We start from the raw sequence: 24,716 nt of genomic DNA, 5'->3' as shown, positions 1-24,716 counted from the left end.
CGCTCAGCCGGCGTCCACGTCCAGCTCCCCGGCCAGCCACACCGGCACCCCGCCCAGCATCCGGAACAGCCGCGCCGCCTCGGCGCGCAGCCGCCGCGCCTCGGGGTCCGGCTCGACCCCGGCCAGCGCGGTCAGGGCGGGCGCGACCCCGACGGCATGGCCGAGCTCCACACGGATCCGCAGGGACTCGGTGAAGCCGTGGCGGGCTTCGGCGAGGTCGCCGTCGCGGGCCGCCAGCCCGGCCAGGTGCCGCCAGGTGTAGGACGTCAGCAGCACGTCGTCGTGGGCCACCGCCCCCGCGTGCGCCCGGCGGTACGCGGCCTTCGCCGCGTCCGGGTCGTCGCCCAGGTTCTCCGCGATCAGGCCGCGCCGGAAGTCCAGCAGCGGCCGCCCCGCAGCACCGGGTGCCAGCAGCGCGGCGCTGCGCATCAAGGCGGCGCGCGCCTCGTCGGCCCGGTCGCGGATCCCGAAGAGCGTCGCCACGTACGCGAGGTTGCCGCGTTCGCAGGCGGCCTCGCCGCGCTCGTCGTCCGTACGGGCCAGGGCCTCCGCTGAGCGCAGGGCGTCCTCGGCCTCCGCCCAGCCGTCCAGGGTGAACATGCAGCGCTCGATCAGCAACGCCGCCCGCTGCGTCGCCGCCGCCGGCGACCGCTCCGCGTGGGGCGCCAGCAACTGTGCGGCCTCCGCCCAACACCCGCGGCCCCGCAGCCGCGACACGTCGGGCGGCGCACCACCGCCCGGCACCGTCGGTCCCACCTCTGCGTCCGACATGGCGGTGTCCGCCACTTGCCCTCCCCGAAGCGCGTCATCGAGCCGGTTGGGCCGAAGTCCAGCACGACACCGGGTGCCACGCCAAGAGGGCGGACGGCGTGTGATCGATTTCCTGCCTCCCAGTTGGCCGGTCCCGCTCGCAACCGTGGCGCAACCACGGCGCATCCGTACCGCATCCGGCGGGGCGGACGCTGTTCACCGGCCCTCGAAGGGGGGTCGCGTATCCGGCAGTTCGTGGAGGGGACAGATCATGCGCATGAACCGTGCCCGCATCGGCGCCGTGGGTGCCACCGTCGCCGCGCTGTGCCTGGGAGGGCTGGTGGCACCGACCGCGGCGCACGCGGCGGACACCTACGGAGAGTGCAACTACGTGAACGACTGGTACCGCCCGACGCTCAAGAAGGGCCCCTACAACGCGAGCACGGCGGCCGCCGTGAAGCAGATCCAGTGCCTCATCAACGTGGGGAGCAGCGCCTACGACTACTGGCTGTCCGAGGACGGCGAGTTCGGGACGAAGACCGACGAGGCCGTTCGCGCGGTGCAGCGCTGCAACCGGACGCCCGGTGGCGTGGACGGCGTCGTCGGGTCCAACACCTGGCTCGATCTGTACATCCCCAACCGCGACTGCGCGCTCTGACCGGACCCGGTTCCCGGACGCCCCCCGTCGGGGTGGTCGTCACCGGGGTCCCCACGGCCCTTCGGGATCCCACGGGGACCCCGGGCGGCGGCAGGGCGAAAGCCCTGCGGCCCGTGGTGCAGCCGCTCCTCCAGGCCCAGCTCACGGCGGAGCCGGTGCACGTGGACCTTCAGGGTCTTGCGCCAGCTCGGCGGGGGCCCGCCCTCCCACAACGCGTCCTGCAACCGCCCGGCGGACACCGGCCGCCCGCCCCCCCGCCAGCAGCAGGCACAACAGGCGGCGCAGCATCGGGGCCGGCAGCGCCACCGTCCGACCCTCCCGGCGCACACGCAACGACCCCAGGACATCGAACTCGAACACCCGGCCCCCCGAATTTCTGACCGAGCCTGCCCGAGCCGCGACCACGGGTCAAGATCCACGGCGACCGCGGCGCACGCGGCGTGCCGGCCTCCGCCGACCGGGCGGGCCGCCGTCAGCTCATCCGCAGGGCCAGGAAGAAGTCGAGCTTGTCCTCCAGACGCGACAGGTCGCGGCCCGTCAGTTGCTCGATCCTGCCGATGCGGTAGCGCAGAGTGTTGACGTGCAGATGCAGCCGGTTCGCACAGCGCGTCCAGGAGCCGTCGCACTCGAGGAAGGCCTCGAGCGTGGGGATGAGCTCCGCGCGGTGCCGCCGGTCGTAGGCGCGCAGCGGGTCGAGGAGCCGGGCGGTGAAGGCGCGGCGGACGTCGTCGGGGACGAAGGGCAGCAGCAGGACGTGCGAGGCCAGTTCCTCGTGGCCGGCGACGCAGACCCGGCCCGGGCGGGCCGCGGCGACGCGGCGGGCGTGGCGGGCCTCCTCCAGGGCGCCGCGCAGCCCGTCGGCGGAGTGGACGGTGGCGCTGACGCCGATGGTGAGCCGTCCGTCGCCGTCGAGGCCCCGGGTGAGGGGCCCGCGCAGGACGGAGAGCAGCCCCTGGGCGGACAGTTCGGGGGCGGCGCCGTCGGACTCGAGCGACGACAGGGGGACCAGGGCCATCGCCTCCTCGCCCGTGTGGGCGACGGCGATGCGGTCGGCCGGGTCGGGGCCCACCGCGCCCGGATCGACCAGGGCCTCCTCCAGCAGGGCCTGGGCGACCGGACCGGCGGCCGGCCCGCCACCCGCCCAGTCCACGCGGGCGACGACGACCTGCCAGTGCGGCGCGGTGCCGAGCCCCGGCACCAGTACGGGCGCGGCCACGCGCAGCCGCGCGGCGATCTCGCCCGGCGGCGCGCCGGTCTGCACCAGGTCCATCACCTCTGCGGCGAGGCGGCGGCGCACGGTGCGCGAGGCGTCCCGCCGGTCGCGCTCGACGGCGATGAGCTGGGTGACGCCGTCCAGCAGGTCCAGGCGTTCGGCCGGCCAGTCGCCCGTGTCGGCGTCGACCGCCAGGAACCAGTCCGAGAGCAGGGTGCCGCGGATGTCGTCGGCCGGGTCGCCGCTGCGGATGGGGAAGAGCGAGTAGTGGCGGCCCGCGGTGTAGGCGCGGTGCGGCCAGGGGCGGTCCGTCCGGGCGGCGGCCAGGTGCTCGCCGGCGAGTTCGGCCCGTACGCCGGCGGGCAGCGGGTGGTCGGAGCCGGCGATCCTGCGGCCGGTCGTGGACAGCACCCAGGCGCGCAGGTCGAGGTCGCTGCCGAGCAGGTCCAGGACGGCGTCGGGCCCGCCGCCCTCGGGCCCGGAGGTCATCAGCCGGCGGTGCCGTTCCACCACGGCGGCCAGGTCCCCGGCCCGCTCGGTGGACACCTGGCGCACCACGTGCTCGGTGATGGAGGCGAAGGCGACGTCCTCGTCGACCGCGAACAGCGGCAGCCGGTGCCGGGCGCAGGCCAGGACCAGGTCGTCCGGGACCGAGCCCAGCTCGGCCTCGCCGGCCGCGAGACCGGCGACACCGGCCGCGGCGAGGATCCGCACGAAGCGCTCGGAGTCGTCCGGCGCGCGGCGCCACGCCAGGCCGGTCAGCACCAGCTCGCCGCCGGAGAGGTAGCGGCTGGGGTCCTTCAGGTCGGTGGTCATCACGCCACGGACCGTGCGGTCCAGCTCCTCCTCGCCGCCGAGCAGCCGCAGGCCGAGGGCATCGGTGTCCAGCAGTGCGCGCAGCCGCATCGTCGTCGCCTTGTCTCGAACGCTTCCGTCTCTGAGGCGGTACCAGGGTGGCGCCCACTCGATTGCATCGGTGTTGCCGTGTCGATGCCGACAGGTTTCAGGTCCGCGTCTTTCGGAGGAATCTACAAGACCAGCCTACCGACCAGCGAAGTGCTTCATGCGTTCGGTGACTGCACCCGGCACGGTGCCCGGACGTGTACTGGGTCACACAGCGTGAACAGGACATGAAAAGCCATCCCGTCCCCCGACGAAGAAGAGAGCGCTCATGGACTTCCTGCGTCCCGCGACCTGGGAGGAGGCCCTCGCCGCCAAGGCGGAGCACCCCACGGCCGTACCCATCGCGGGTGGCACCGACGTGATGGTCGAGATCAACTTCGACCACCGCCGGCCCGATGTCCTGCTGGACCTGAACCGGGTCCGTGACCTGTACGAGTGGGAGGTGGGGGAGGAGACCGTACGGCTGGGCGCCGCGGTCCCCTACGCCCGCGTCATCGAGGCCCTGGGCAGGGAACTGCCCGGCCTCGCGCTCGCCGCCCGCACCGTGGGTTCGCCGCAGATCCGCAACCGCGGCAGCGTCGGCGGCAACCTCGGCGCCGCGTCGCCTGCCGGGGACTCGCACCCTCCGCTGCTCGCCGCCGGTGCCGAGGTGGAGGCGGTGTCCGTACGCGGCACCCGGCTCATCCCGGTCGAGGAGTTCTACACCGGGGTGAAGCGCAACGCCCTCGCGCCGGACGAGCTGATCCGCGCCGTGCACATCGCCAAGGCCGACGGCCCCCAGCAGTTCTCCAAGGTCGGCACGCGCAACGCCATGGTCATCGCGGTCTGCGCCTTCGGCCTGGCCCTGCACCCGGCCACCCGCACGGTGCGCACGGGCATCGGCTCGGCCGCGCCCACCCCGGTCCGTGCCACCACCGCCGAGGAGTTCCTGACCGCGGCGCTGGAGGAGGAGGGCCTGTGGGACAGCGCGGGGAGCGTCCCGCCGTCCGTGGCCCGCCAGTTCGCGGAGCTGGTCGCCGCCTGCGCCAGCCCCATCGACGACGTACGCGGCAGCGCCGCCTACCGCCGCCACGCACTGCAGGTCATGGCCCGCCGCACCCTCGGCTGGACCTGGGACGAGTACCGCGGCAACGAGAGGAGCGCCCGATGCGCGTGACCTTCACCGTCAACGGACGGCGCCAGGACGCCGACGACGTGTGGGAGGGCGAGAGCCTGCTGTACGTCCTGCGCGAGCGCATGGGCCTGCCCGGCTCCAAGAACGCCTGCGAGCAGGGCGAATGCGGCTCCTGCACGGTCCGGCTGGACGGAGTGCCGGTGTGCGCGTGCCTGGTCGCCGCCGGCCAGGTGCAGGGCCGCGAGGTCGTGACCGTCGAGGGCCTGGCGGACTTCGCCAAGGAGCGCGCCACGGGGGAGGCGGGCCCCGGCACCGACCCGGGCGCCGCACAGCAGTGGCAGGCGCGTCCGGCCGGCCCGGCCACGCAGCTGTCGCCGGTCCAGCAGGCCTTCATCGACGCCGGCGCCGTCCAGTGCGGCTTCTGCACCCCCGGGCTGCTGGTCGCCGCCGACGAACTGCTGGAGCGCAACGCCCAGCCCACCGACGGCGACATCCGTGAGGCGCTCTCGGGCAACCTGTGCCGCTGCACCGGCTACGAGAAGATCCTCGACGCGGTCCGCCTCGCGGCCGCCCGCACGGGGACGGAGGCCTGACGCCATGGGCGTGACCCGCACCCCCACCCCCACCACCCAGGGCAGCGAGACCCGCGGCGGCATCGGCGAGTCCACCCTGCGCCCCGACGGCGTCCTCAAGACCACCGGGGAGTTCGCCTACGCCTCCGACCTGTGGCACGAGGACATGCTCTGGGGCCACACGCTGCGCAGCCCGCACGCGCACGCCGAGATCGTCTCCCTCGACGTCTCGCAGGCGCTGGCCCAGCCCGGTGTGCACGCCGTGCTCACCTACGACGACCTGCCGACCGCCGTGCGGCACTACGGGCTGGAGATCCAGGACACCCCCGTCCTGGCCCCCGGCCGGGTCCGCCACCACGGCGAACCGGTCGCGCTGGTCGCCGCCGACCACCCCGAGACCGCCCGGCGCGCCGCCGCCAAGATCAAGGTCGAGTACCGGCAGCTGCCCGTCGTCGTCGACGAGGCGACCGCCACCGCCCCGGACGCGCCCCTGCTCCACGCGGGCCGCACCGACCACCACAGCGGCCACGTCCCGCACCCCAACGTCGTGCACCGCCAGCCGATCGTCCGCGGCGACGCCGACGCGGCCGCCCGGCGGGCCGACGTGGTCGTCACCGGCGACTACGAGGTCGGCATGCAGGACCAGGCCTTCCTCGGCCCCGAGTCGGGCCTCGCCGTCCCCGCCGAGGACGGCGGCGTCGACCTCTACATCGCCACCCAGTGGCTGCACGCCGACCTCCGCCAGATCGCGCCCGTCCTGGGCCTGCCCGAGGAGAAGGTCCGCATGACGCTCTCCGGCGTCGGCGGCGCCTTCGGCGGCCGCGAGGACCTGTCGATGCAGATCCACGCCTGCCTGCTGGCGCTGCGCACCGGCAGGCCCGTCAAGATGGTCTACAACCGCTTCGAGTCCTTCTTCGGGCACGTCCACCGGCACCCCGCCAAGCTGCACTACGAACACGGCGCCACCCGCGACGGGAAGATCACCCACATGCGGTGCCGCATCGTGCTGGACGGCGGCGCCTACGCCTCCTCCTCCCCGGCCGTCGTCGGCAACGCCTCCTCCCTCAGCGCCGGCCCGTACGTCATCGACGACGTCGACATCGAGGCGCTCGCGCTCTACACCAACAACCCGCCCTGCGGCGCCATGCGCGGCTTCGGGGCGGTCCAGGCCTGCTTCGCCTACGAGGCGCAGATGGACAAGCTCGCGGCGGCGCTCGACATGGACCCGGTGGAGTTCCGGCGGCTCAACGCCATGTCCCAGGGCGGCACGCTGCCCACCGGGCAGGTCGTCGACTCCCCGGCGCCCGTCGCCGAACTGCTGCGCCGCGTCAAGGCGATGCCGATGCCGCCCGAGCGGGAGTGGGAGAGCGCCGGCGGCGCCGTGGACGTCCGCGCGCTGCCCGGCGGGCTGTCCAACACCACCCACGGCGAGGGCGTCGTCCGCGGTGTCGGCTACGCCGTGGGCATCAAGAACGTCGGCTTCTCCGAGGGCTTCGACGACTACTCCACCGCCCGCGTCCGCCTGGAGGTGATCGCCGGCGAGCCGGTGGCCACCGTCCACACCGCGATGGCCGAGGTCGGCCAGGGCGGCGTCACCGTCCACGCCCAGATCGCCCGCACCGAACTCGGCGTCACCCAGGTCACCATCAACCCCGCCGACACCCAGGTCGGTTCGGCCGGCTCCACCTCCGCCTCCCGGCAGACGTACGTCACCGGCGGCGCGGTGAAGCACACCTGCGAGGCGGTGCGCGAACGCGTCCTGGAGATGGGCCGCGCCAAGCTCGGCACCCACCACCCCGCCTGGGCCACCGCCGAACTCCTGCTGGAGGGGGGCAAGGTCGTCACCGACGGCGGGGAGGTGCTGGCGGAGCTCGCCGAGGTGCTGGGCGACGAGGCGATCGACGTCGAGCGGGAGTGGCGGCACCGCCCCACCGAGCCCTTCGACCTGCGCACCGGCCAGGGTCGCGGGCACGTCCAGTACTCCTTCGCCGCGCACCGCGCCGTCGTGGAGGTGGACACCGAACTCGGCCTGGTCAAGGTCGTCGAACTCGCCTGCGCCCAGGACGTCGGCAAGGCGCTCAACCCGCTGTCGGTCGTCGGCCAGATCCAGGGCGGCACGACCCAGGGCCTGGGCCTGGCCGTCATGGAGGAGATCCTCGTCTCCGACAAGGCCACGGTGCGCAACCCGTCCTTCACCGACTACCTGATCCCCACCATCCTCGACACGCCGCCTATCCCGGTCGACGTCCTCGAACTCGCCGACGACCACGCCCCGTACGGGCTGCGCGGCGTCGGCGAGGCCTCGACCCTGTCCTCCACCCCGGCCGTCGTCGCCGCGATCCGCGCGGCGACCGGTCTGGCCCTGGCCCGCGTACCGGTGCGGCCGGAGCACCTGACCGGTACGTGAGACAGCTCCGCCCGGCGCCGTCCGGCGCCGGGCGGTCGCCGCACCACTCTCGGGCCGTCCCCCGGGTCGTGCTGCGGACCATCCCAAATCCCGCACGGCGCAGGCCGTCCGGGTGTCCCTGTGAACCTTGGGAGTGGCACCGCATGACCCAGTCGACCCCGTCAGCCCTGCACAGAACCGCCCCGGACGGTCCCGGCGCGCAGCCGCGCCCGCCGGCCGGACGCGGCAGGCTCGACCGGTACTTCCACATATCCGCACGCGGCTCGACCGTCGCCCGCGAGCTCCGCGGAGGTCTGACGACCTTCATGGCGATGGCGTACATCCTGCTGCTCAACCCGCTGCTGCTGTCCGGGCCCGACGTGGACGGGCACCGGCTCGGCCAGACCGGGCTGATCACGGCGACCGCGCTGGCCGCCGCCGTCTCCACCCTCCTCATGGGCCTCGTCGGCAAGGTGCCGCTCGCTCTCGCCGCGGGGCTGTCCGTCTCCGGGGTGCTCGCCACGCAGGTCGCCCCGCACATGACCTGGCCCCAGGCGATGGGGATGTGCGTGCTGTACGGCGTGGTGATCGTGGCTCTGGTGGTCTCCGGTCTGCGGGAGGTCATCATGAACGCGATCCCGCTGCCGCTCAAGCACGGGATCACCATCGGCATCGGCCTGTTCATCGCCCTCATCGGGCTGGTCAACGCCGGGTTCGTGGGCCGGGGCGAGGGCAGCCCGCTCACCCTGGGTGCCGGCGGACAGCTGGCCGGCTGGCCGGTGCTGGTCTTCTGCGTCACCCTGCTGCTGATCTTCATGCTCCAGGCGCGCGGGACCCCCGGTGCCATCCTCATCGGCATCGTCACCGGTACCGTCCTGGCCGTGGCCGTCCACGCGGCCGGCGGCACCGACGCGAAGGTGTGGGGACTGACCGTCCCCGAACTGCCCGGACACCTGGCCTCCGCGCCCGACTTCGGGCTGTTCGGGCAGGTCGAGTTCGGCGGGTGGCAGCACATCGGGGCCCTGAGCGTCGGCATGATCGTCTTCACGCTGGTGCTGGCCGGCTTCTTCGACGCGATGGCCACCATCATCGGCGTCGGCACGGAGGCGGAGCTCGCCGACGACCAGGGACGCATGCCGGGGCTCGGCAGGGCCCTGTTCATCGACGGCGCGGGCGGCGCGGTCGGCGGGTTCTCCGGGGCCTCCGGTCAGACCGTCTTCGTCGAGTCCGCGACCGGCGTCGGCGAGGGCGCCCGTACGGGCCTGTCCTCCGTGGTCACCGGCGTGCTCTTCGCCGCCGGGCTGTTCTTCACCCCGCTGGCGCAGATCGTCCCCGGCCAGGTCGCCGCGGCGGCCCTGGTGGTGATCGGCGCCATGATGATGGGCAACGCCCGGCACGTGGACTGGGGCGACCGCTCGGTGGCCGTGCCCGTATTCCTCACCGTGGCCCTGATGCCCTTCACGTACTCCATCACCGCCGGGGTCGGCGCCGGGGTCATCGCGTACACCGCGATCAAGTCGGCCCAGGGCAGGTTCCGTGAGCCCGGGGTCTTCATGTGGGTGCTCACGGCCGTCTTCGTCGTCTACTTCGCCCTGCACCCGCTCGAGGGCTGGCTCGGCGTCAGCTAGAAGGAGTCCCCGCCATGCTGGACATCGCCGACGAGCTCGACCGCTGGTCCGCCCAGGGCAGGCCGTTCGCCGTCGCTACCGTCGTCACGGTCGGCGGCAGCGCCCCCCGGCAGCCCGGCGCCGCGCTCGCCGTCGACGCCGAGGGCACCGCGGTCGGCAGCGTGTCCGGCGGGTGCGTGGAAGGCGCCGTCTACGAACTCTGCCAAGAGGTGCTGGAGACCGGCGAGCCGGTCCTCCAGCGCTTCGGGTACTCCGACGACGACGCCTTCGCCGTGGGGCTGACCTGCGGCGGCGTCATCGACATCTTCGTCCAGCGGATCGTGCCCGGGGCGCAGCCGCAGCTCACCGCGGCACTGGCCGCCGCCTCCCGCGGGGAGGCGGCGGCCGTGGCGAGGGTCGTGGCGGGTCCCGCCGGCCTGCCCGGCCGCACCCTCCTGGTGCGCCCCGGCGGATCGTACGAGGGCACCCTCGGCGACCCGGATCTGGACCGCACCGCCGCGGCCGAGGCCCACGCCCTGCTGGACGCGGGCCGCACCGCCACCGTCAACATCGGCGCGGACGGCAGCCGCTGCGGTGAGCCGCTCACCCTGCTCGTCGAGGTCGCCACCCCGCCGCCGCGCCTGCTGGTGTTCGGGGCGATCGACTTCGCCGCCGCCCTGGTGCGGGTCGGCACGTTCCTCGGCTACCGGGTGACGGTCTGCGACGCACGCCCGGTCTTCGCGACCGCCCGGCGCTTCCCGGAGGCCGACGAGGTCGTCGTCGAGTGGCCGCACCGCTATCTGGAGCGCACCCCGGTCGACGGCCGCACCGTCGTCTGCGTCCTCACCCACGACGCCAAGTTCGACGTACCGCTGCTGGAGCGGGCCCTGCGCATGCCCGTCGCCTACGTCGGCGCGATGGGCTCCCGGCGCACCCACGAGCAGCGCCTGGCCCGGCTGCGCGAGACGGGCCTCGGTGAGTCCGAACTGGCCCGGCTGCACAGCCCGATCGGGCTCGACCTCGGCGCCCGCACGCCCGAGGAGACCGCGCTGTCCATCGCCGCGGAGATCGTGGCCCACCGCCACGGGGGATCGGGGCGTCCCCTGAGGGGCGTGGACGACCCGATCCACGGTGCGCGCCCTGCGGGGCTGTGCGGGGTGTGAAGGTGCGGGCGGCTGCGCCGGGTCGCCCGGCTGTTGTGCGCAGGCGCAAACAACCCGCACACGACAACCGGGCCCCACAGAACGCACCCCGGACGGCTACCGCAGCAGCTGCTCGGCCCAGATCACCTTGCCCTCGGGCGTGTAGCGCGTGCCCCAGCGCTCGGCGAACTGCGAGACGAGGAACAGCCCCCGCCCGCCCTCATCCGTCGCGGCCGCGTAGCGCAGGTGCGGGGAGGTGCTGCCGGCGTCGGAGACCTCGCATATCAGCGCCTGGTCGAGGATCAGGCGCACCCGGATGGGTTCGGCCCCGTACCGGATGGCGTTGGTGATGAGCTCGCTCAGCAGCAGCTCCGTCGTGAAGGACAGCTCCTCCAGCCCCCACGCCGCCAGCCGCCGCTGGACCGCCGCGCGCACGCCGGAGACCGCGGCGGGGTCGCTGGGCACGTCCCAGTCCGCGACGCGGTCGGCGGGCAGGACCCGCGTGCGGGCGACGAGGAGCGCGATGTCGTCGCCGGGCCGGGCGGGCAGCATGGTCTCGAAGACGTCCCGGCAGGTCTGCTCGGGGTCGCGGCCGGCCCGGGACAGGGAACGGCGCAGGAGTTCCAGGCCCTCGTCGATGTCCCGGTCGCGGTCCTCGACCAGGCCGTCGGTGTACAGCACCAGGCTGCTGCCCTCGGGGAGCGTCAGTTCCACCGCCTCGAAGGGCAGTCCGCCCAGGCCCAGTGGCGGCCCGGCCGGTACGTCGGGGAACTCCACGGTCCCGTCGGGGTGCACGACCGCGGGGAGCAGGTGCCCGGCGCGGGCCATCGTGCAGGTGCCCGTCACCGGGTCGTAGACGGCGTACAGGCAGGTCGCGCCCGCGACGGTGGCGCCCGCGGGGGCGGCGCCGTCGCCGGCGGGCCCGGAGTCGTTCTGGTCGATCCGGCCGACCAACTCGTCGAGGTGCCCGAGCAGTTCGTCGGGCGGCAGGTCCAGGGTGCTGAAGTTGTGCACCGCGGTGCGCAGCCGGCCCATCGTGGCGGCCGCGTGCAGCCCGTGGCCCACGACGTCGCCCACCACCAGGGCGACCCGCGCTCCGGGCAGCGGCAGCACGTCGAACCAGTCGCCGCCCACCCCCGCCTGCGCGGGCAGGTAGCGGTAGGCAGCGTCCAGGGCGGTCAGCCGGGGCAGTTCCCGCGGCAGCAGGCTGTGCTGCAGGGTGACCGCCATCGTGTGCTCGCGGGTGTAGCGGCGGGCGTTGTCGATGCACACCGCGGCCCGCGCCGCCAGTTCCTCGGCGAGCGTGAGGTCATCCTCGTCGAAGGGCTCCGGGGCCTGCGAGCGCCAGAAGTTGGCCATCCCCAGGAGCACGCCGCGGGCGCTCAGCGGGGCGCAGATCAGCGAGTGGATGCCGAAGCCGACGACCCGGGCGCTGCGCTGCGGGTCCTGCGCCTGCCAGCCGGGGGAGTCCGCGAGCCGGGGCTCCAGGACGGCCCTGCCGCCGGCGATGCCGGCCGCCTGCGGGCTGGACGGCACGAAGAGCAGCGGGTGCCCCGCGGGGTACAGCGGGTGGTCGTCGCGGATGCCGTTCACCGCGACCCGGCGCATCTCCACCGACGGGCCCGTCAGCGGCTCGTCGCCGCGCAGCACCCGTGCCGCGAGGTCCACGGTGACGTAGTCGGCGAAGCGCGGTACCGAGACCTGCGCCAGTTCCTCGGCGGTCCTGCTGATGTCCAGCGTGGTGCCGATGCCCATGCTCGCGTCGTACAGCAGCCGCAGCCGGGTCCTGGCGGTCTCGGCGCGGCCGGACAGCACCCGCAGTTCGGTCGCGTCGCGCAGGGTCGCCACGCTGCCCGGCGGGCCGCCGTTGCGGTCGGTGTGGCGGTTGTTGAGCACCAGCAGCCGGTCGCCGGCGGGCAGCACCTCGTCGGTGGCGTCGCGGCCGGAGGCCAGCAGTTCGCAGGCCCGCTCGTCGAGCCCGAGCCTTGTGACGGGCCGGCCCTCCGCGTCGGCGGGCAGGTCCAGCAGACGTCGTGCCTCGTCGTTGGCGAGCAGCAGCCGCCGGTCGCCGTCCAGGATGAGGACGCCCTCGCGCACGGCGTGCAGTACGGCGTCGTGGTGCTCGTACATGCGCGTCATCTCGACCGGGCCGAGGCCCCTGGTCTGCCGGGTGAGGCGTCTGGCGATCAGCCAGGTGCCGCCGGTGGCCAGGGCCAGCACCGCTGCCGCGACGCCCAGCATGACCGGCAGTTGGTCGTTGACCGCGCCGCTGACCTTGGCGATGGTGATGCCGGAGGACACCATGCCGACGACCTCGCCCCGGTCGTCGAGGACCGGCACGTTCGCCTGCACCAGCGGGCCGATGGTGCCGACGATGTTCTCGGTGACCATCCGGCCGTGCAGGACCGGTTCGATGTCCCCGACGAACGTCTTGCCGATGCGGTCGGGCTTGGGGTGGGTGTAGCGGATCCCCTGCCGGTCCGTCACCACGATGAAGTCCACACCGGAGAGCCGGCGGGCCCGTTCGGCCTCCGGTTGCAGGACCGCCGTCGGGTCGGGCGACTCCAGCGCCGCCACGATGCCCGGCGAGCTCGCGAAGGTGGTCGCCACCGCCACCGACCGGTTGCGGGCCTCCTGTTGGCTGTCGTGCCGTGCCTGGACGACGAGTTCGACGACCGCCGCGGCGACCAGCAGCACCACGACCACGACCTGCAGCAGGAAGACCTGTCCCGCCACGCTGCGTCCGGCCAGCAGCGCTCGCAGCCCCCGCTCCCTGGAGGCGCGGTGATCGCTCGGCCCGGCCATAGGCTATGTCTACACTCCCGGGCACGGCCGGGGCGAGCGTTACCCCCGAGTTCTTCCGGGCCGTACGGTGTCCGCATGCGCAGGACGACACCGGGGGCCGTACTGGGCCGCCGTACGCTCAACCGGGCCCTGCTGGACCGGCAACTGCTGCTGGAGCGGTCGGCGATGGGCCCCCTGGAGGCGGTCGGGCATCTGGTGGGCCTTCAGTCCCAGGCCCCGCACGCGGCGTACGCCGCGCTGTGGACCCGGCTCGACGGCTTCGCCTTCGGCGACCTGTCCCGTCTGCTGCTGGACCGGGGGGTCGTCCGGATCGCGCTGTTGCGCGGCACCGTCCACCTGGTCACCGCGGACGACGCCCTGCGGCTGCGGCCGGTGCTGCAGCCGCTGCTGGACCGGCAGATCGCCCAGGGCACCTGGGGCCCGGGGGTGCGCGGGGTGGACCGCGACGAGGCCGTCGCCGCCTGCCGGGCGCTGGTCGAGGAAGAGCCGCGCACCCCGGGCGAGCTGCGCGACCTGCTCGGCCCGCGCTGGCCGGACGCCGATCCCGCCTCCCTGGTCAACGCGCTGCGCAACTGGCTGCCGCTGGTGCAGGTGCCGCCGCGCGGCGTCTGGGGGGTGTCCGGACGGACCGCGTACACCACGGCCGGGTCCTGGCTCGGACGTCCCCCTGCCGCGGCCTGCGACCCCCAGGAGCTGGTGCGCCGCTACCTGGCGGCCTTCGGCCCCGCCTCCGTCGCCGACGCGCAGAAGTGGTCGGGGCTCACCGGGTTGCGCGAGGTCTTCGCCTCGATGGATCTGCGCGGCTACCGCGACGAGGACGGCCGGGTGCTCTACGACGCCCCCGACGCCGCGCCCCTGCCCGACCCGGACCTGCCGGTGGGCGCCCGCTTCGTCGCGGATTTCGACAACCTCGTGCTCTCCCACGCCGACCGCTCGCGGATCCTCGCCCGGGAGCACGTCCGCCGGGTGATGACGGCCAACGGCATCGTCCGCGGCACGGTCCTCGTCGACGGATTCGTGGCCGGCACCTGGAGCACCGACCGGTCGCGTGGCTCCGCGGTCGTCACGGTGGTGTCGTTCGCGCCGCTCGCGGCCGCCGACCGTGACGCGCTGGAGGCCGAGGGCAGGCGGCTGCTCGCCGCCTCCGACCCGGAGGCCGACCACCACGACGTGCGCTTCGCCTGACCGGAACGGGCAGCACGCCGGGGCCGGGCGGAGGATCACCCCGCTCGGCCCCGGTCCTCGCGTGCCCTGCCCGGTCGCCGGACCGGTGCGGGGTCAGCCGCGCAGCGGCGCCAGAGCGCTGCTCCACTCGATGACCTCGTCGATGAGGGTCGACAGGCTGGCGGCCTGGTGCTCGCCGGGGGCGAACTCGCTGAAGTTGACGAAGTCGGTGAAGAGGGAGAGCGCGACCTGGGAGCGCACGTCGGCCATCTTCAGCTCGCCGGCGATCAGCCGCAGGTGCTCGGCGGCGCGGGCGCCGCCCACGGAGCCGTAGGACACGACGCCGAGCGCCTTGTGGTTCCACTCGGCGTGCAGGTAGTCGATGGCGTTCTTCAGCACGCCCGAGGTGGAGTGGTTGTACTCCGGGGTGACGAAGATGAAGCCGTCGAAGCCGGCGATCTTGGCGGCCCACTCCTTGGTGTGGGCGTTCTGGTACTGGCCCATGGCCGGCGGGATCGGCTCGTCGAGGTGGGGGAGCGGGTAGTCGGCGAGGTCCACGAGCTCGAAGGTCGCGTCGCCGGCGTGCTTGGCGGCCTGCTCGACGACCCAGTGGGCGACCTTCTCGCCGTTCCGGCCGGGGCGGGTGCTGCCGAGGATGATGCCGATCCTGGTCATGAGGCGTGATTCCCGATCTGTGCGGTGCTGGGGGGTACGAATTGAAGCTTCAACTTGAAGCTTCAAGTGCACTGTAGCAGATCGACTTGAAGCTTCAAGCGGTCCGATAGCCTGGGGAGCATGACGAAGAACACAGCGGTACCGCCCGCCCCCGCCGCGATGGAGCCGCGCTGGCTGCAGGGCGGAGAGCTGACCGCGTGGATGTCGATGGCCAGGGTCATGGCCCGGCTCCTGCCGGCCCTGGAACGCGAGCTGGAGCGCGACGCCGACCTGAACTGGATGGAGTACCACGTCCTCGCGATGCTCTCCGAGCAGGAGCGGCACACCATCAGGATGAGCGTGCTCGCGGACCGGGCGAGCTCGTCCCTGTCGCGGCTGTCGCACGTGGTGCGGCGCCTGGAGCACCAGGGCTTCGTCCGCCGCGAGCCGGACCCCGGGGACGGCCGCTACACCCTGGCGATCCTCACGCCCGAAGGGTACGAGAAGCTCGTGGCCTCCGCGCCCGCGCACGTGGAGACGGTGCGCCGGATGGTCCTGGACCCGCTGGAGCCGGGCGAGCTGGAGAGCCTGGGGCCCGTCTTCGACCGCATCTACGCCGCGGTCGACGCCGCCGACCGCGGCCGCTGACATGGAGAGGGGTCGCTGCGGGCGGCTCGTGGCAGCCCGCAGCGACCCCTGGCGCAGCCTGACTCATGGTCAGGAGTTCATTCGGGCCGCCGCCCCGGCGGCCGCGGTCGCCGCGACCGCGGCGGCCTTCCTCGCACGGTCGAGCCCTGACGTGGAGCTCCTCAGGATGCCGGTGGGGGGAACGCGCGGGTCACCGGTGGGGCGGCGCTTCATCCCACGCGTACGGCACGGCCTGGGCCGACGTCATCGTCGACGACCGTGAACGAGGGGCGAGTTGGCGCACGTGCACTCGTGGGACGGGTCAACCTGCTTGCTCTGTGCGGGACCCAGGCTAGGGTCGCGGCCCCCGCGCCCCAATGAGGGAACCCCCTAACCCCGGTTGCGTAGGGAAACCCCTCGGTCACGTCACGTGTCCGGTGTGCGCCGAACAGCGCCGCCGGGCCGGGCTCGCCTCAGCCGGCCCGGCGGCCCGCGGCCAGTCGCACGATGTCCACCCGTGAGCGGATGCCGAGCTTGCGGTAGACCCGGGTCAGGGTCGCCTCGACCGTCTTCACGCTGATGAACAGCGTCGCGGCGATCTCCCGGTTGGTGGCACCCTCCAGGACCAGCGCGGCCACCTGACGTTCCATCGAGGCCAGCCCGTCCAGCTCCGGCGGCGCGGCCGCCGAGGGGGCCGCCGGGGCCGGGCCCACCTGCCCCAGCCACGGCAGGGCCTTCGACCGCCGGAACAACCGGCCTGCCTCGTCCAGCGCCACCCGGGCCGCCGCGCGGTTGCGCCGGTCCGCCTCCACCTGGGCCAGCGCGAAGACGGCGCGCGCCTCCTCCAGCCCGTACCCGAGCGCGACCAGCCGCTGCCGGGCCCCGTTCAGCACCGCCACCGCCCCGTCGGTGTCGCCGCGGGCGGCGAGCAGCATCCCCTCGGCGCGCTCCAGGACGGCCAGGATGCTCTGCCGGCCGAGCCGCAGGGCGTGCCTGCGGGTCTCGTCGATGACCTCACGCGCCTCACCGAGCGCGCCGGTCAGCACCAGTGCCTCGGCCAGGTCGCCCTGCCAGCGGCCGCGCGCGGGCTCCGTCACGCCCATCTCGCGTTCCAGCGCGCGCACCACCCGCAGCGCGTCCACCGCGCCCTGCGGGTCGGCGCCGACCAGCCGCGCGTGCCCGAGCGCGTACAACGCGCGTGTCATGTACGGCATGTCGCTGTCGGCCTCGGCCCGCCGCACCGCGTCCCCGGCCAGGGACAGGGCGCGTTCCACCGTGCCGCCCGCCGCCTCCGTCAGGGCCGAGATCTGCAGCGCGAAGCCCTCGCCGATGCCGGTGTCCTCGGCCAGCCGCAGGCTCTCGCGGGCCAGGTCCAGCGCCGTGCCGCAGCGGCCGGAGCGCAGCTCGATCTCGGCGAGGCTGCGCACCGAGTAGACCTCGCTCTCCACCGCGCCCCGCTGACGGGCCTCACCGGCCAGCCAGGTCAGCGCGGTGCGCGCCTCGTCGAGCTGATCGCTCATCAGCAGGTAGCGGGAGCGGATGTAGACCGGGCCGTTGTGGTTCATGGCCACGTCCGGGTCCTGCGGCTCCGCGGAGGCCTGGGCCAGGGTCGCGGCGGCGTCGGGATGCCCTACCAACGTCTCGTTGAGCGCCTTGAAGGACAGCGCCAGCAACTCGGTGCGCCGGTCGCCGGCCCGCGCGGCGAGCGCCGCCGAGCGGGCGGCCTCGGCGCGCGCCTCGTGCATCTGGCCGTCCACCAGGGCCCGCCAGGCGAGCTGGTAGCGCACCAGGCCCTGCAGCCGCGGGTCGTCGCCCGCGTCCGCCAGGGCCTGCGGGAAGACGTCGTCGACCTCGGACAGGGCCTGCCCGACCGAGTCGATCACCACGCTCCACGCCCGCACCCGGTCCGCCGGGACCGTGGCCTGCGCCAGCACCTCGCGGGCGGTGGCCCGGGCGAGCTCGGGCTCGGCGGCGGTCAGCGCGTCCTCGGCGGCCCGCAGCCGCCGCTCGTCCGCGGTGGGCACCGCGCCCTCGGGGGTGTGCCGGGCGGCCAGCAGGCCGAGTTGGGCGGCCACCGAGGGGGCGCCGCGGGCCCGGGCCTCGTCCGCGGCCTCGGCCAGGCTCGCCGCGACCCGTTCGTCCTTGCCGCTCGTCGCCAGCGCCAGGTGCCGGGCCCGCTCGATCGGGTCGCCGGCCGCCGACGCCAGCGCGGCGTGGGCGCTGCGCCGGTCCTCCGGGGTCGCCTCCGCGTACAGCGCCGCGGATATCAGCGGGTGCGCGAATCGCACCAGGCCGGTGCCGTCGTGGTGGTCCATCTCCACCAGGCCGAGCGAGGCGGCCACGCCCGTCTCGCTCTCGGCGTTGGCGCGGCCGGCGCTGCGCAGCGTCGCAAGGGTCGGGCGGGCGCCCGCGCTGGCGATGAGCAGGGTGCGGCGGGTGTCCGCGGAGAGCATCTCGAGCCGGTTGAGCACCAGGGTGCGCAGCGAGGTCGGCACCGGCAGCGGCTCCCCGGGGCGGGGCGGGGTGCGGCTCTCCGCGAGGGCGCGGCCGAGCTCCAGGGCGAAGAGCGGATTGCCGCCGCTGGTGCGGTGGATGTCCCGGACGACCGCCCGCGGCAGCCCGGTGTGACCGCGCCCGTCGAGGAGTTCGGAGACCTCCGGCCGGGACAACGGGGTCACCCGCAGCGTGCGCACGTCCTGCGGGAAGGCGCGCAGGTAGCGGTCGTGCTGGTCCTGCGGATCGGCCTCGGTGCGTACGGCGCCCAGCACCCGCACCGGCAGCTCGGCGACCCGGCGGGCCGCGAAGGCCAGCAGCTCGGCGCTGGCGGGGTCCATCCACTGCAGGTCGTCCACGACGATCAGCACCGGGCCGTCGGCGGCCAGTGCCCGCAGCACCGACAGCACGGCCAGCCGCAGCGCGAGCCCGTCCCGTTGCAGGGAGGACTCCCCGCGGCCGGTGAGCGCCGACTCCAGCGCGGCCCGCTGCGGTGCGGGCAGGCTGTCGGACACCTGGTCGGCGACCAGGCCGAGCAGATCGACCAGGGCGAGGAAGGGCAGGTGCGATTCGGACTCCGTGGCGGAACAGCGCAGTACCGTCGGCTCGCCACCGTATTCCTCGGCGAGCGTCCGCAATACGGTGGACTTCCCGATTCCGGCAGGTCCGTACAGCAGCAGGCTGCCCCCTTGGGCCAGATGCCCGCGGGCCCGCGCGAGGACGTCACCTCGCCCGATCACCTGGTCGGGTCGGGGTCTGGCCGGCACGTCGAAGACCTGCTCCACGGTCGCCGCTCCCCTCGTGTCGTGTCCGGGACAATGTTATGCAAAGAGCCACGGAAATCCGCCGGTGCGGGCGCGGCCCTTCGACTTCCGTCCGGTGTAGGGAAATTCACCGCCGTCGCCGAATGGATGTCGTGCAATGGGCGGCACATCGGGAAACGCACGGGGGCAACGGTCTGTTGAACACCGGACCATTCGTCAGGCCGGCCCCCGTCCCGCGCGTGCCGGTGGACACACCCCGAATGATCGGTCCGATCCCGCCGGCGGTCAAACCCCAAAATAACCCTGGGTGAACCGAACATGGCGGCTTGTCCGGACTTCCGGTCCTGCCCCGCTCACGGTGCTTTGCGGGTGAACGCGCCACCGGGGAGCGGCCGACGCGGCCGCTTTGTCGTCAATGTCGCACCGGGGCCGCAGCGGTCCGCGCGGGCCGGCACCTCAGGGGAGCAGGCCGGCACGGCGGGCGGCGACGACCGCCTCGAGGCGGGTGCGGGCGCCGAGCTTGCGCATGGCCGAGCGCAGGTAGCTCTTGACCGTCTCCGGGCGCAGCCCCAGCCGGTCGGCGGCGGCGGCGTTGGTGGCCCCCGTGGCCACGCACGCCAGTACGTCCAGCTCCCGGGAGGAGAGCGCCACCGGCCACCCGGTGGGGGAGCGTTGCCCGGCACCGGCGGCGCCGGTCGCCGCCGCCAGCCGGCCGCACGCGGCGAGCAGTTCCTGCCGCAGCAGCGGATCGGCGACCCGGCCGGCCAGCGCCCGCAGTTCCCCGTGGGCCTCGCGGACCTCCTCCCAGGCCGCAGGGTCGCCCGTGGTCGGCTGCCGGCACGTCGACAGCAGGCGGTCGGCCTCGTCCCGGACCACCAGCCGCTGCTCCAGTTCGCGCGCGGCCTCCACCGCGGCGCTCACCGGGCGGTCGCCGAGCGCCAGCGGATGGCGCAGCGCACCGTAGAGCACCCCGCGCACCCGGCGCCGTACGACCACCGGCACCGCCAGGACCGAGCGCAGGCCTTCGGCGCCCACCGCCGCGTCGTACTCGTGGCTGATCACCCGCGACGTGCTGTAGTCGGTGACGGCGAGCGGCCGGGAGAGCGCGATCGTCTTGCCGCCGAGGCCGTTGCCCGCGGTGACGGTGAGCCCCTGGAGGGAGGCCGTGGCCGTGCCGGACAGCTCGGAGATCCGCAGCCGCCCCGGTTCCGGGAGCAGCCCTCCGAAGGCCACCGGCAGACCGCTGGTGCGCCTCATCCGCAGCAGCGCCGCCCGCAGCTCCGCCGCCTCGCCCGATCCCGTCACGCCCTCGCCGCTCCTTCACCCCCGTCCGGGGGTAGTGAGAGCCTCGTCACTGACAACAGGATGCTACTGAGCGGGCCGGCAACGAGGAGGACACATGACGGCAACCAGCCGGACGGAAGAGTTCCGGGAGGCCCGGGACTTCTTGCTGCGCCACCGCGAGGACTACAAGGCGGCGTACGAGGGCTTCCGCTGGCCGCGGCCCGAGCACTTCAACTGGGCGCTGGACTGGTTCGACGTCATCGCCCGCGACAACGACCGCACCGCCCTGCACATCGTCGAGGAGGACGGCACCGAGTCGGCCGTCTCCTTCGCCGCGATGTCCGAGCGCTCGGCCCGGGTCGCGAACCGCCTCCGCGGCCTCGGGGTGGGCGCCGGCGACCGGATCGTGGTCATGCTGGGCAACCAGACCGAGCTCTGGGAGACCGCCCTGGCCGCCATGAAGCTGCGGGCCGTGGTCATCCCGGCCACCCCGCTGCTCGGTCCCGCCGACCTCACCGACCGCGTGGAGCGCGGCCGGGCCCGGCACGTGATCGTCCGCGCGGCGGACGCGGCGAAGTTCGACCAGGTGCCGGGGGAGTACACCAGGATCGCCGTCGGCGGCGCGCCCGCGGGCTGGCACGCCTACGAGGACGCGTACGACGCCCCCGCGGACTTCGCGCCCGACGGGGACACCCGCGGCGACGACCCGCTGATGCTGTACTTCACCTCGGGCACCACCGCGAAGCCCAAGCTCGTCGAACACACCCACCTGTCCTACCCCGTGGGCCACCTGGCGACGATGTACTGGATCGGCCTGCGCCCCGGCGACGTCCACCTCAACATCTCCTCGCCCGGCTGGGCCAAGCACGCCTGGTCCAACCTCTTCGCGCCGTGGAACGCCGAGGCGACGGTCTTCATCCACAACTACGCGCGCTTCGACGCGGGCCGCCTCATGGCCGAGATGGACCGGGCCGGCGTCACCAGCTTCTGCGCGCCGCCCACCGTCTGGCGGATGCTGATCCAGGCCGACCTCGGCGCGCTGCGCACCCCGCCGCGCGAGGTCGTCGCCGCCGGCGAGCCGCTCAACCCGGAGGTCATCGAGCACGTGCGACGCACCTGGGGCCTCACCATCCGGGACGGCTTCGGCCAGACCGAGACGGCCGTCCAGGTCTCCAACCCGCCCGGGCAGCCGCTCAAGCCGGGCTCCATGGGCCGTCCGAGCCCCGGCTACACGGTGGAACTCCTCGACCCGGTCACCGGCAAGCCCGGCGACGAGGGGGAGATCTGCCTCGACCTGTCCGCCCGCCCGGTGGGCCTGATGACCGGCTACGAGGGCGACCCGGAGCGCACCGCCGAGGCCATGGCCGGCGGCTGGTACCGCACCGGCGACATCGGCTCCCGCGACGCCGACGGCTACATCACCTACATCGGGCGCGCCGACGACGTCTTCAAGGCCTCCGACTACAAGATCTCCCCCTTCGAGCTGGAGAGCGCCCTGCTGGAGCACGAGTGCGTGGCGGAGGCCGCCGTCGTCCCGGCGCCCGACCCGCTGCGGCTGGCCGTGCCCAAGGCGTACGTCGTCCTCGCCGAGGGCTGGGAGCCGGGCCCGGAGACCGCCGCGGCGCTCTTCGCGCACTCGCGGGCCGTGCTCGCCCCGTACAAGCGGGTGCGGCGCATCGAGTTCGCCGAGCTGCCCAAGACCGTGTCCGGCAAGATCCGCCGCATCGAGCTGCGCCGGCGCACCGCCGAGGGTGCCGTCGGCACCGAGTACCGCGAGGAGGACCACAGGTGAGCACCCCCGCGAGCCCCGTCGAGCCGTCGTACGCGAGCGGCACCGGCACCACCGCGCTGCTCGGCGACACCATCGGCCGCAACCTGGACCGGGCCGTCGCCGCCTGGCCGGACCGCGACGCGCTGGTCGACGTCCCCAGCGGCCGCCGCTGGACCTACGCCGCGTTCGGCGCCGCCGTCGACGACGTGGCGCGCGGCCTGCTCGCCAAGGGCGTCGGCAAGGGCGACCGGGTGGGCATCTGGGCCGTCAACTGCCCCGAGTGGGTGCTCGTCCAGTACGCCACCGCCCGCATCGGCGCGATCATGGTCAACATCAACCCGGCCTACCGCGTCCACGAGCTGGCGTTCGTGCTCGACCAGGCCGGCATCGAGGTGCTGGTCGCCTCCACCGCGTTCAAGTCCAGCGACTACCGCGCCATGGTGGAGCAGGTGCGGGGCGGGTGCCGCTCGCTCACCGAGGTCGTGTACATCGGCGACCCGACGTGGGACGCCCTCGTCGAGGCCGGGGCCCACGTCCCCCACGAGCAGCTCGCCGAGCGCGGGGCGGAACTGTCCTGCGACGACCCGGTCAACATCCAGTACACCTCGGGCACGACCGGCTTCCCCAAGGGCGCGACCCTCTCCCACCACAACATCCTCAACAACGGCTACTTCGTGGGCGAGCAGGTGGGCTACAGCGAGCAGGACCGGGTCTGCCTGCCGGTGCCCTTCTACCACTGCTTCGGCATGGTCATGGGAAACCTGGGCGCCACCTCGCACGGCGCCTGCATCGTCATCCCGGCACCCGGATTCGACCCGGCGGCGACGCTGCGCGCGGTCGAGCAGGAGCGCTGCACCTCGCTGTACGGGGTGCCGACGATGTTCATCGCCGAGCTCAACCTGCCGGACTTCGCGACGTACGACCTCTCCTCGCTGCGCACCGGCATCATGGCGGGCTCGCCCTGCCCGGTCGAGGTGATGAAGCGGGTCGTCGCCGAGATGCACATGGCCGAGGTGTCCATCTGCTACGGCATGACCGAGACCTCGCCGGTCTCCACCCAGACCCGCCGGGACGACGACCTCGAGCGCCGCACCGGCACCGTCGGCCGGGTGCTGCCGCACGTCGAGGTCAAGGTCGTCGACCCGGACGGCGTGACGGTGCCGCGCGGCACGGCGGGCGAACTGTGCACCCGCGGCTACTCGGTGATGCTGGGTTACTGGGACGAGCCGGACAAGACCGCGGAGGCGATCGACGCCGGCCGCTGGATGCACACCGGCGACCTCGCCGTGATGCGGGAGGACGGCTACCTGCAGATCGTGGGCCGCATCAAGGACATGATCATCCGCGGCGGTGAGAACGTCTACCCGCGCGAGATCGAGGAGTTCCTCTACGCCCACCCCAAGATCGCGGACGTCCAGGTGGTCGGCGTCCCTGACGAGCGGTACGGCGAGGAGATCCTGGCCTGCGTCATCCTCAAGGACCCGGCGGCCGCGCTGACGGTGGAGGAGCTCGGCGAGTTCTGCCGCGGCCGGCTCGCCCACTACAAGGTGCCGCGCCACCTGCGGCTGATGGACGCCTTCCCGATGACCGTCAGCGGCAAGGTCCGCAAGGTCGAGCTGCGGGAGTCCTTCAGGCCCGCGTGAGGTCCGCGACCTGCCGCGCCACCGCCTCCGGCGGCGCGGCGGTCGTGTCGAGCACCGTCGCCGCCGCCCGCAGCCAGGGCAGGGCCTTGGCGTACTCCTCCAGGTGGTCCAGCCGCCACTGCCGGGCGCCGGTCTCCACCGTGTCCCGCTCGATCCTGCGGGTGAGGGTGGCGGGGTCGGTGTGCAGCAGGAAGTGCCGCACGGGCAGCCCGGCCCGCTCCAGCCCCGCCTCGACCTCCCGCCAGTACCCCTCCACCAGCACGGTCTGCGGCACGATCAGCGTCCCGCCGAGGTAGGCGTGCACCTGGGCGAGCGACGCCACGGTGAGCGCCCGCCAGGGGGGCCACTCCTGGAAGTCCCGTACGGGCACGGCCTCGTGCAGCACGTGCCCCAGCATGAAACCGACCTGTTCGGTGTCGAAGACGTGGGCGCCGGGGACGAGCCGCACCAGGTGCGAGCACGTCGTGGTCTTGCCCGCGCCGAAAGTGCCGTTCAGCCAGATGATCACGCGCGCCACAGTAGCCGCCGCCGTTACCCTGACAACACACCGGAGACGTACGGGAGATGGGGGCGACGGGGATGGCTCACTGGGAGGACGCCCGGCCGGGGAGCGGTGACCAGTCCGCGATCCCGGAGCTGGTGTCCGCGGTGGTCGGTGCGGGCGGGGTGGTCCTGCTGAGCTCGTTCCTGCAGGCGGTGGGGACCAGGCTCGGCGAGATCACGGCGGCGCGCGTGGGCGGCTGGGGCTTGTGGCGGCGGCGCGGGGCCACCGAGGAGGAACGGACGGCGGCCGCCTTCATCGCGGCGGTGCAGAAACTCGGTTCGGTCCGGCGCGAGGGCGGCGGGGTGCTCCGGCTGGAGGACGAGGCCTCCCGCACCCGGGTGCAGGTGCACCCCTTGCTGCCGGTCGAGGCGGTCGCCCAGTTCCAGCGGCTGGACCTCGGCCATCCGGAGGTCGCCGGCCTGGAGATCGCCTGGACCGACACCCTCGGCGACCACCCGCAGGGTGTCTGGGCCACGACCGGCGGGGCCGAGGGCGCCGGCACCCGCTACCTGTGGAACGACGTCCGCCGCACGTGGGAACCCCACCGCCGCAGGCCCTGAGGGACACCGTCACCCACAGGACGACCTCCGTTCACCGGGCGGCCACAGTGCCGTCATCAGGC

The 24,716-nt window shown here is 73.9% G+C and carries 18 protein-coding genes; 11 read left to right on the top strand and 7 right to left on the bottom strand.

The genetic code is table 11. The annotated features are described in order from the left end of the window. Positions 1-3: 3 nt before the first annotated feature. A complete protein-coding gene (locus PV341_RS04775; RefSeq protein WP_500321990.1) occupies positions 4-771 on the bottom strand; it encodes a hypothetical protein in 768 nt (255 codons plus the stop codon). A gap of 250 nt (positions 772-1,021) precedes the next feature. Between PV341_RS04775 and PV341_RS04770 the strand changes: the two genes are divergently transcribed. Continuing rightward, positions 1,022-1,408: a peptidoglycan-binding domain-containing protein gene (locus PV341_RS04770; protein ID WP_500321693.1), complete on the top strand. Its 387-nt coding sequence runs from the start codon at positions 1,022-1,024 to the stop codon at positions 1,406-1,408. Positions 1,409-1,880: 472 nt separating this feature from the next. Here the strand turns inward: PV341_RS04770 and PV341_RS04765 are convergent, their stop codons facing one another. Further along, positions 1,881-3,527: a PucR family transcriptional regulator gene (locus PV341_RS04765; protein WP_500321692.1), complete on the bottom strand. Its 1,647-nt coding sequence runs from the start codon at positions 3,525-3,527 to the stop codon at positions 1,881-1,883. A 265-nt stretch (positions 3,528-3,792) separates the two neighbouring features. On the opposite strand from PV341_RS04765, the gene PV341_RS04760 reads away from it, so the two are divergent. The 5 genes from PV341_RS04760 to PV341_RS04740 all read left to right on the top strand — a co-directional run bounded on the left by PV341_RS04760 (position 3,793) and on the right by PV341_RS04740 (position 10,366). Then, a complete protein-coding gene (locus PV341_RS04760; RefSeq protein WP_500356815.1) occupies positions 3,793-4,680 on the top strand; it encodes an FAD binding domain-containing protein in 888 nt (295 codons plus the stop codon). Beyond that, positions 4,671-5,231 carry a (2Fe-2S)-binding protein gene (locus tag PV341_RS04755; protein ID WP_500321690.1) on the top strand — a complete coding sequence of 187 codons (561 nt, stop codon included), beginning with the start codon at positions 4,671-4,673 and terminating at the stop codon, positions 5,229-5,231. Before PV341_RS04760 ends, PV341_RS04755 begins: the two co-directional genes overlap by 10 nt. Before the next feature lie 4 nt (positions 5,232-5,235). After that, positions 5,236-7,617, top strand: a complete 2,382-nt coding sequence (gene pucD, locus PV341_RS04750; RefSeq protein WP_500356814.1) for a xanthine dehydrogenase subunit D — start codon at positions 5,236-5,238, stop codon at positions 7,615-7,617. A 143-nt stretch (positions 7,618-7,760) separates the two neighbouring features. Continuing rightward, complete coding sequence (locus tag PV341_RS04745; RefSeq protein ID WP_500321688.1) at positions 7,761-9,224, top strand: NCS2 family permease; 1,464 nt, start codon at positions 7,761-7,763, stop codon at positions 9,222-9,224. Positions 9,225-9,238: 14 nt separating this feature from the next. Beyond that, a complete protein-coding gene (locus PV341_RS04740; RefSeq protein ID WP_500356813.1) occupies positions 9,239-10,366 on the top strand; it encodes an XdhC family protein in 1,128 nt (375 codons plus the stop codon). A 96-nt stretch (positions 10,367-10,462) separates the two neighbouring features. On the opposite strand, the gene PV341_RS04735 is transcribed toward PV341_RS04740, so the two are convergent. Continuing rightward, the gene (locus PV341_RS04735) at positions 10,463-13,150 is read right to left on the bottom strand and encodes a SpoIIE family protein phosphatase (RefSeq protein WP_500356811.1); all 2,688 of its coding nucleotides are present in this window, start codon (positions 13,148-13,150) and stop codon (positions 10,463-10,465) included. Positions 13,151-13,225: 75 nt separating this feature from the next. On the opposite strand from PV341_RS04735, the gene PV341_RS04730 reads away from it, so the two are divergent. Beyond that, complete coding sequence (locus PV341_RS04730; protein WP_500321685.1) at positions 13,226-14,335, top strand: winged helix DNA-binding domain-containing protein; 1,110 nt, start codon at positions 13,226-13,228, stop codon at positions 14,333-14,335. Positions 14,336-14,428: 93 nt separating this feature from the next. Here PV341_RS04730 and PV341_RS04725 read toward each other — a convergent pair whose 3' ends face one another. Beyond that, positions 14,429-14,989, bottom strand: a complete 561-nt coding sequence (locus PV341_RS04725) for an NADPH-dependent FMN reductase (protein WP_500321684.1) — start codon at positions 14,987-14,989, stop codon at positions 14,429-14,431. A gap of 120 nt (positions 14,990-15,109) precedes the next feature. On the opposite strand from PV341_RS04725, the gene PV341_RS04720 reads away from it, so the two are divergent. Next, positions 15,110-15,616, top strand: coding sequence for a MarR family winged helix-turn-helix transcriptional regulator (locus PV341_RS04720; RefSeq protein WP_500321683.1), 507 nt, complete (start codon positions 15,110-15,112; stop codon positions 15,614-15,616). Between the two features lie 452 nt (positions 15,617-16,068). Here PV341_RS04720 and PV341_RS04715 read toward each other — a convergent pair whose 3' ends face one another. Next, positions 16,069-18,873, bottom strand: coding sequence for a helix-turn-helix transcriptional regulator (locus PV341_RS04715; RefSeq protein WP_500321682.1), 2,805 nt, complete (start codon positions 18,871-18,873; stop codon positions 16,069-16,071). A gap of 435 nt (positions 18,874-19,308) precedes the next feature. Beyond that, on the bottom strand, positions 19,309-20,157 hold the full coding sequence (locus PV341_RS04710) for a helix-turn-helix transcriptional regulator (protein WP_500321681.1): 849 nt from the start codon (positions 20,155-20,157) through the stop codon (positions 19,309-19,311). Between the two features lie 94 nt (positions 20,158-20,251). Here PV341_RS04710 and PV341_RS04705 point away from each other — a divergent pair, with 94 nt between their 5' ends. Next, positions 20,252-21,928, top strand: coding sequence for an AMP-binding protein (locus PV341_RS04705; RefSeq protein ID WP_500321680.1), 1,677 nt, complete (start codon positions 20,252-20,254; stop codon positions 21,926-21,928). Continuing rightward, positions 21,925-23,550, top strand: a complete 1,626-nt coding sequence (locus PV341_RS04700; RefSeq protein ID WP_500321679.1) for an AMP-binding protein — start codon at positions 21,925-21,927, stop codon at positions 23,548-23,550. Before PV341_RS04705 ends, PV341_RS04700 begins: the two co-directional genes overlap by 4 nt. On the opposite strand, the gene PV341_RS04695 is transcribed toward PV341_RS04700, so the two are convergent. Then, entirely contained in the window at positions 23,537-24,058 is a 522-nt protein-coding gene (locus PV341_RS04695) for an AAA family ATPase (protein WP_500321678.1), read from the bottom strand. The genes PV341_RS04700 and PV341_RS04695 overlap by 14 nt on opposite strands. Before the next feature lie 71 nt (positions 24,059-24,129). Between PV341_RS04695 and PV341_RS04690 the strand changes: the two genes are divergently transcribed. After that, positions 24,130-24,654, top strand: a complete 525-nt coding sequence (locus tag PV341_RS04690) for a hypothetical protein (RefSeq protein WP_500356809.1) — start codon at positions 24,130-24,132, stop codon at positions 24,652-24,654. Positions 24,655-24,716: the final 62 nt, after the last annotated feature.

The organism is Streptomyces sp. PA03-1a, from assembly GCF_033792805.1.
In the GTDB taxonomy this organism is placed as follows: Bacteria; Actinomycetota; Actinomycetes; order Streptomycetales; family Streptomycetaceae; genus Actinacidiphila.
The sequence above is the reverse complement of the archived record's forward strand: the minus strand, read 5'-3'. Positions and strand labels throughout refer to the sequence as shown.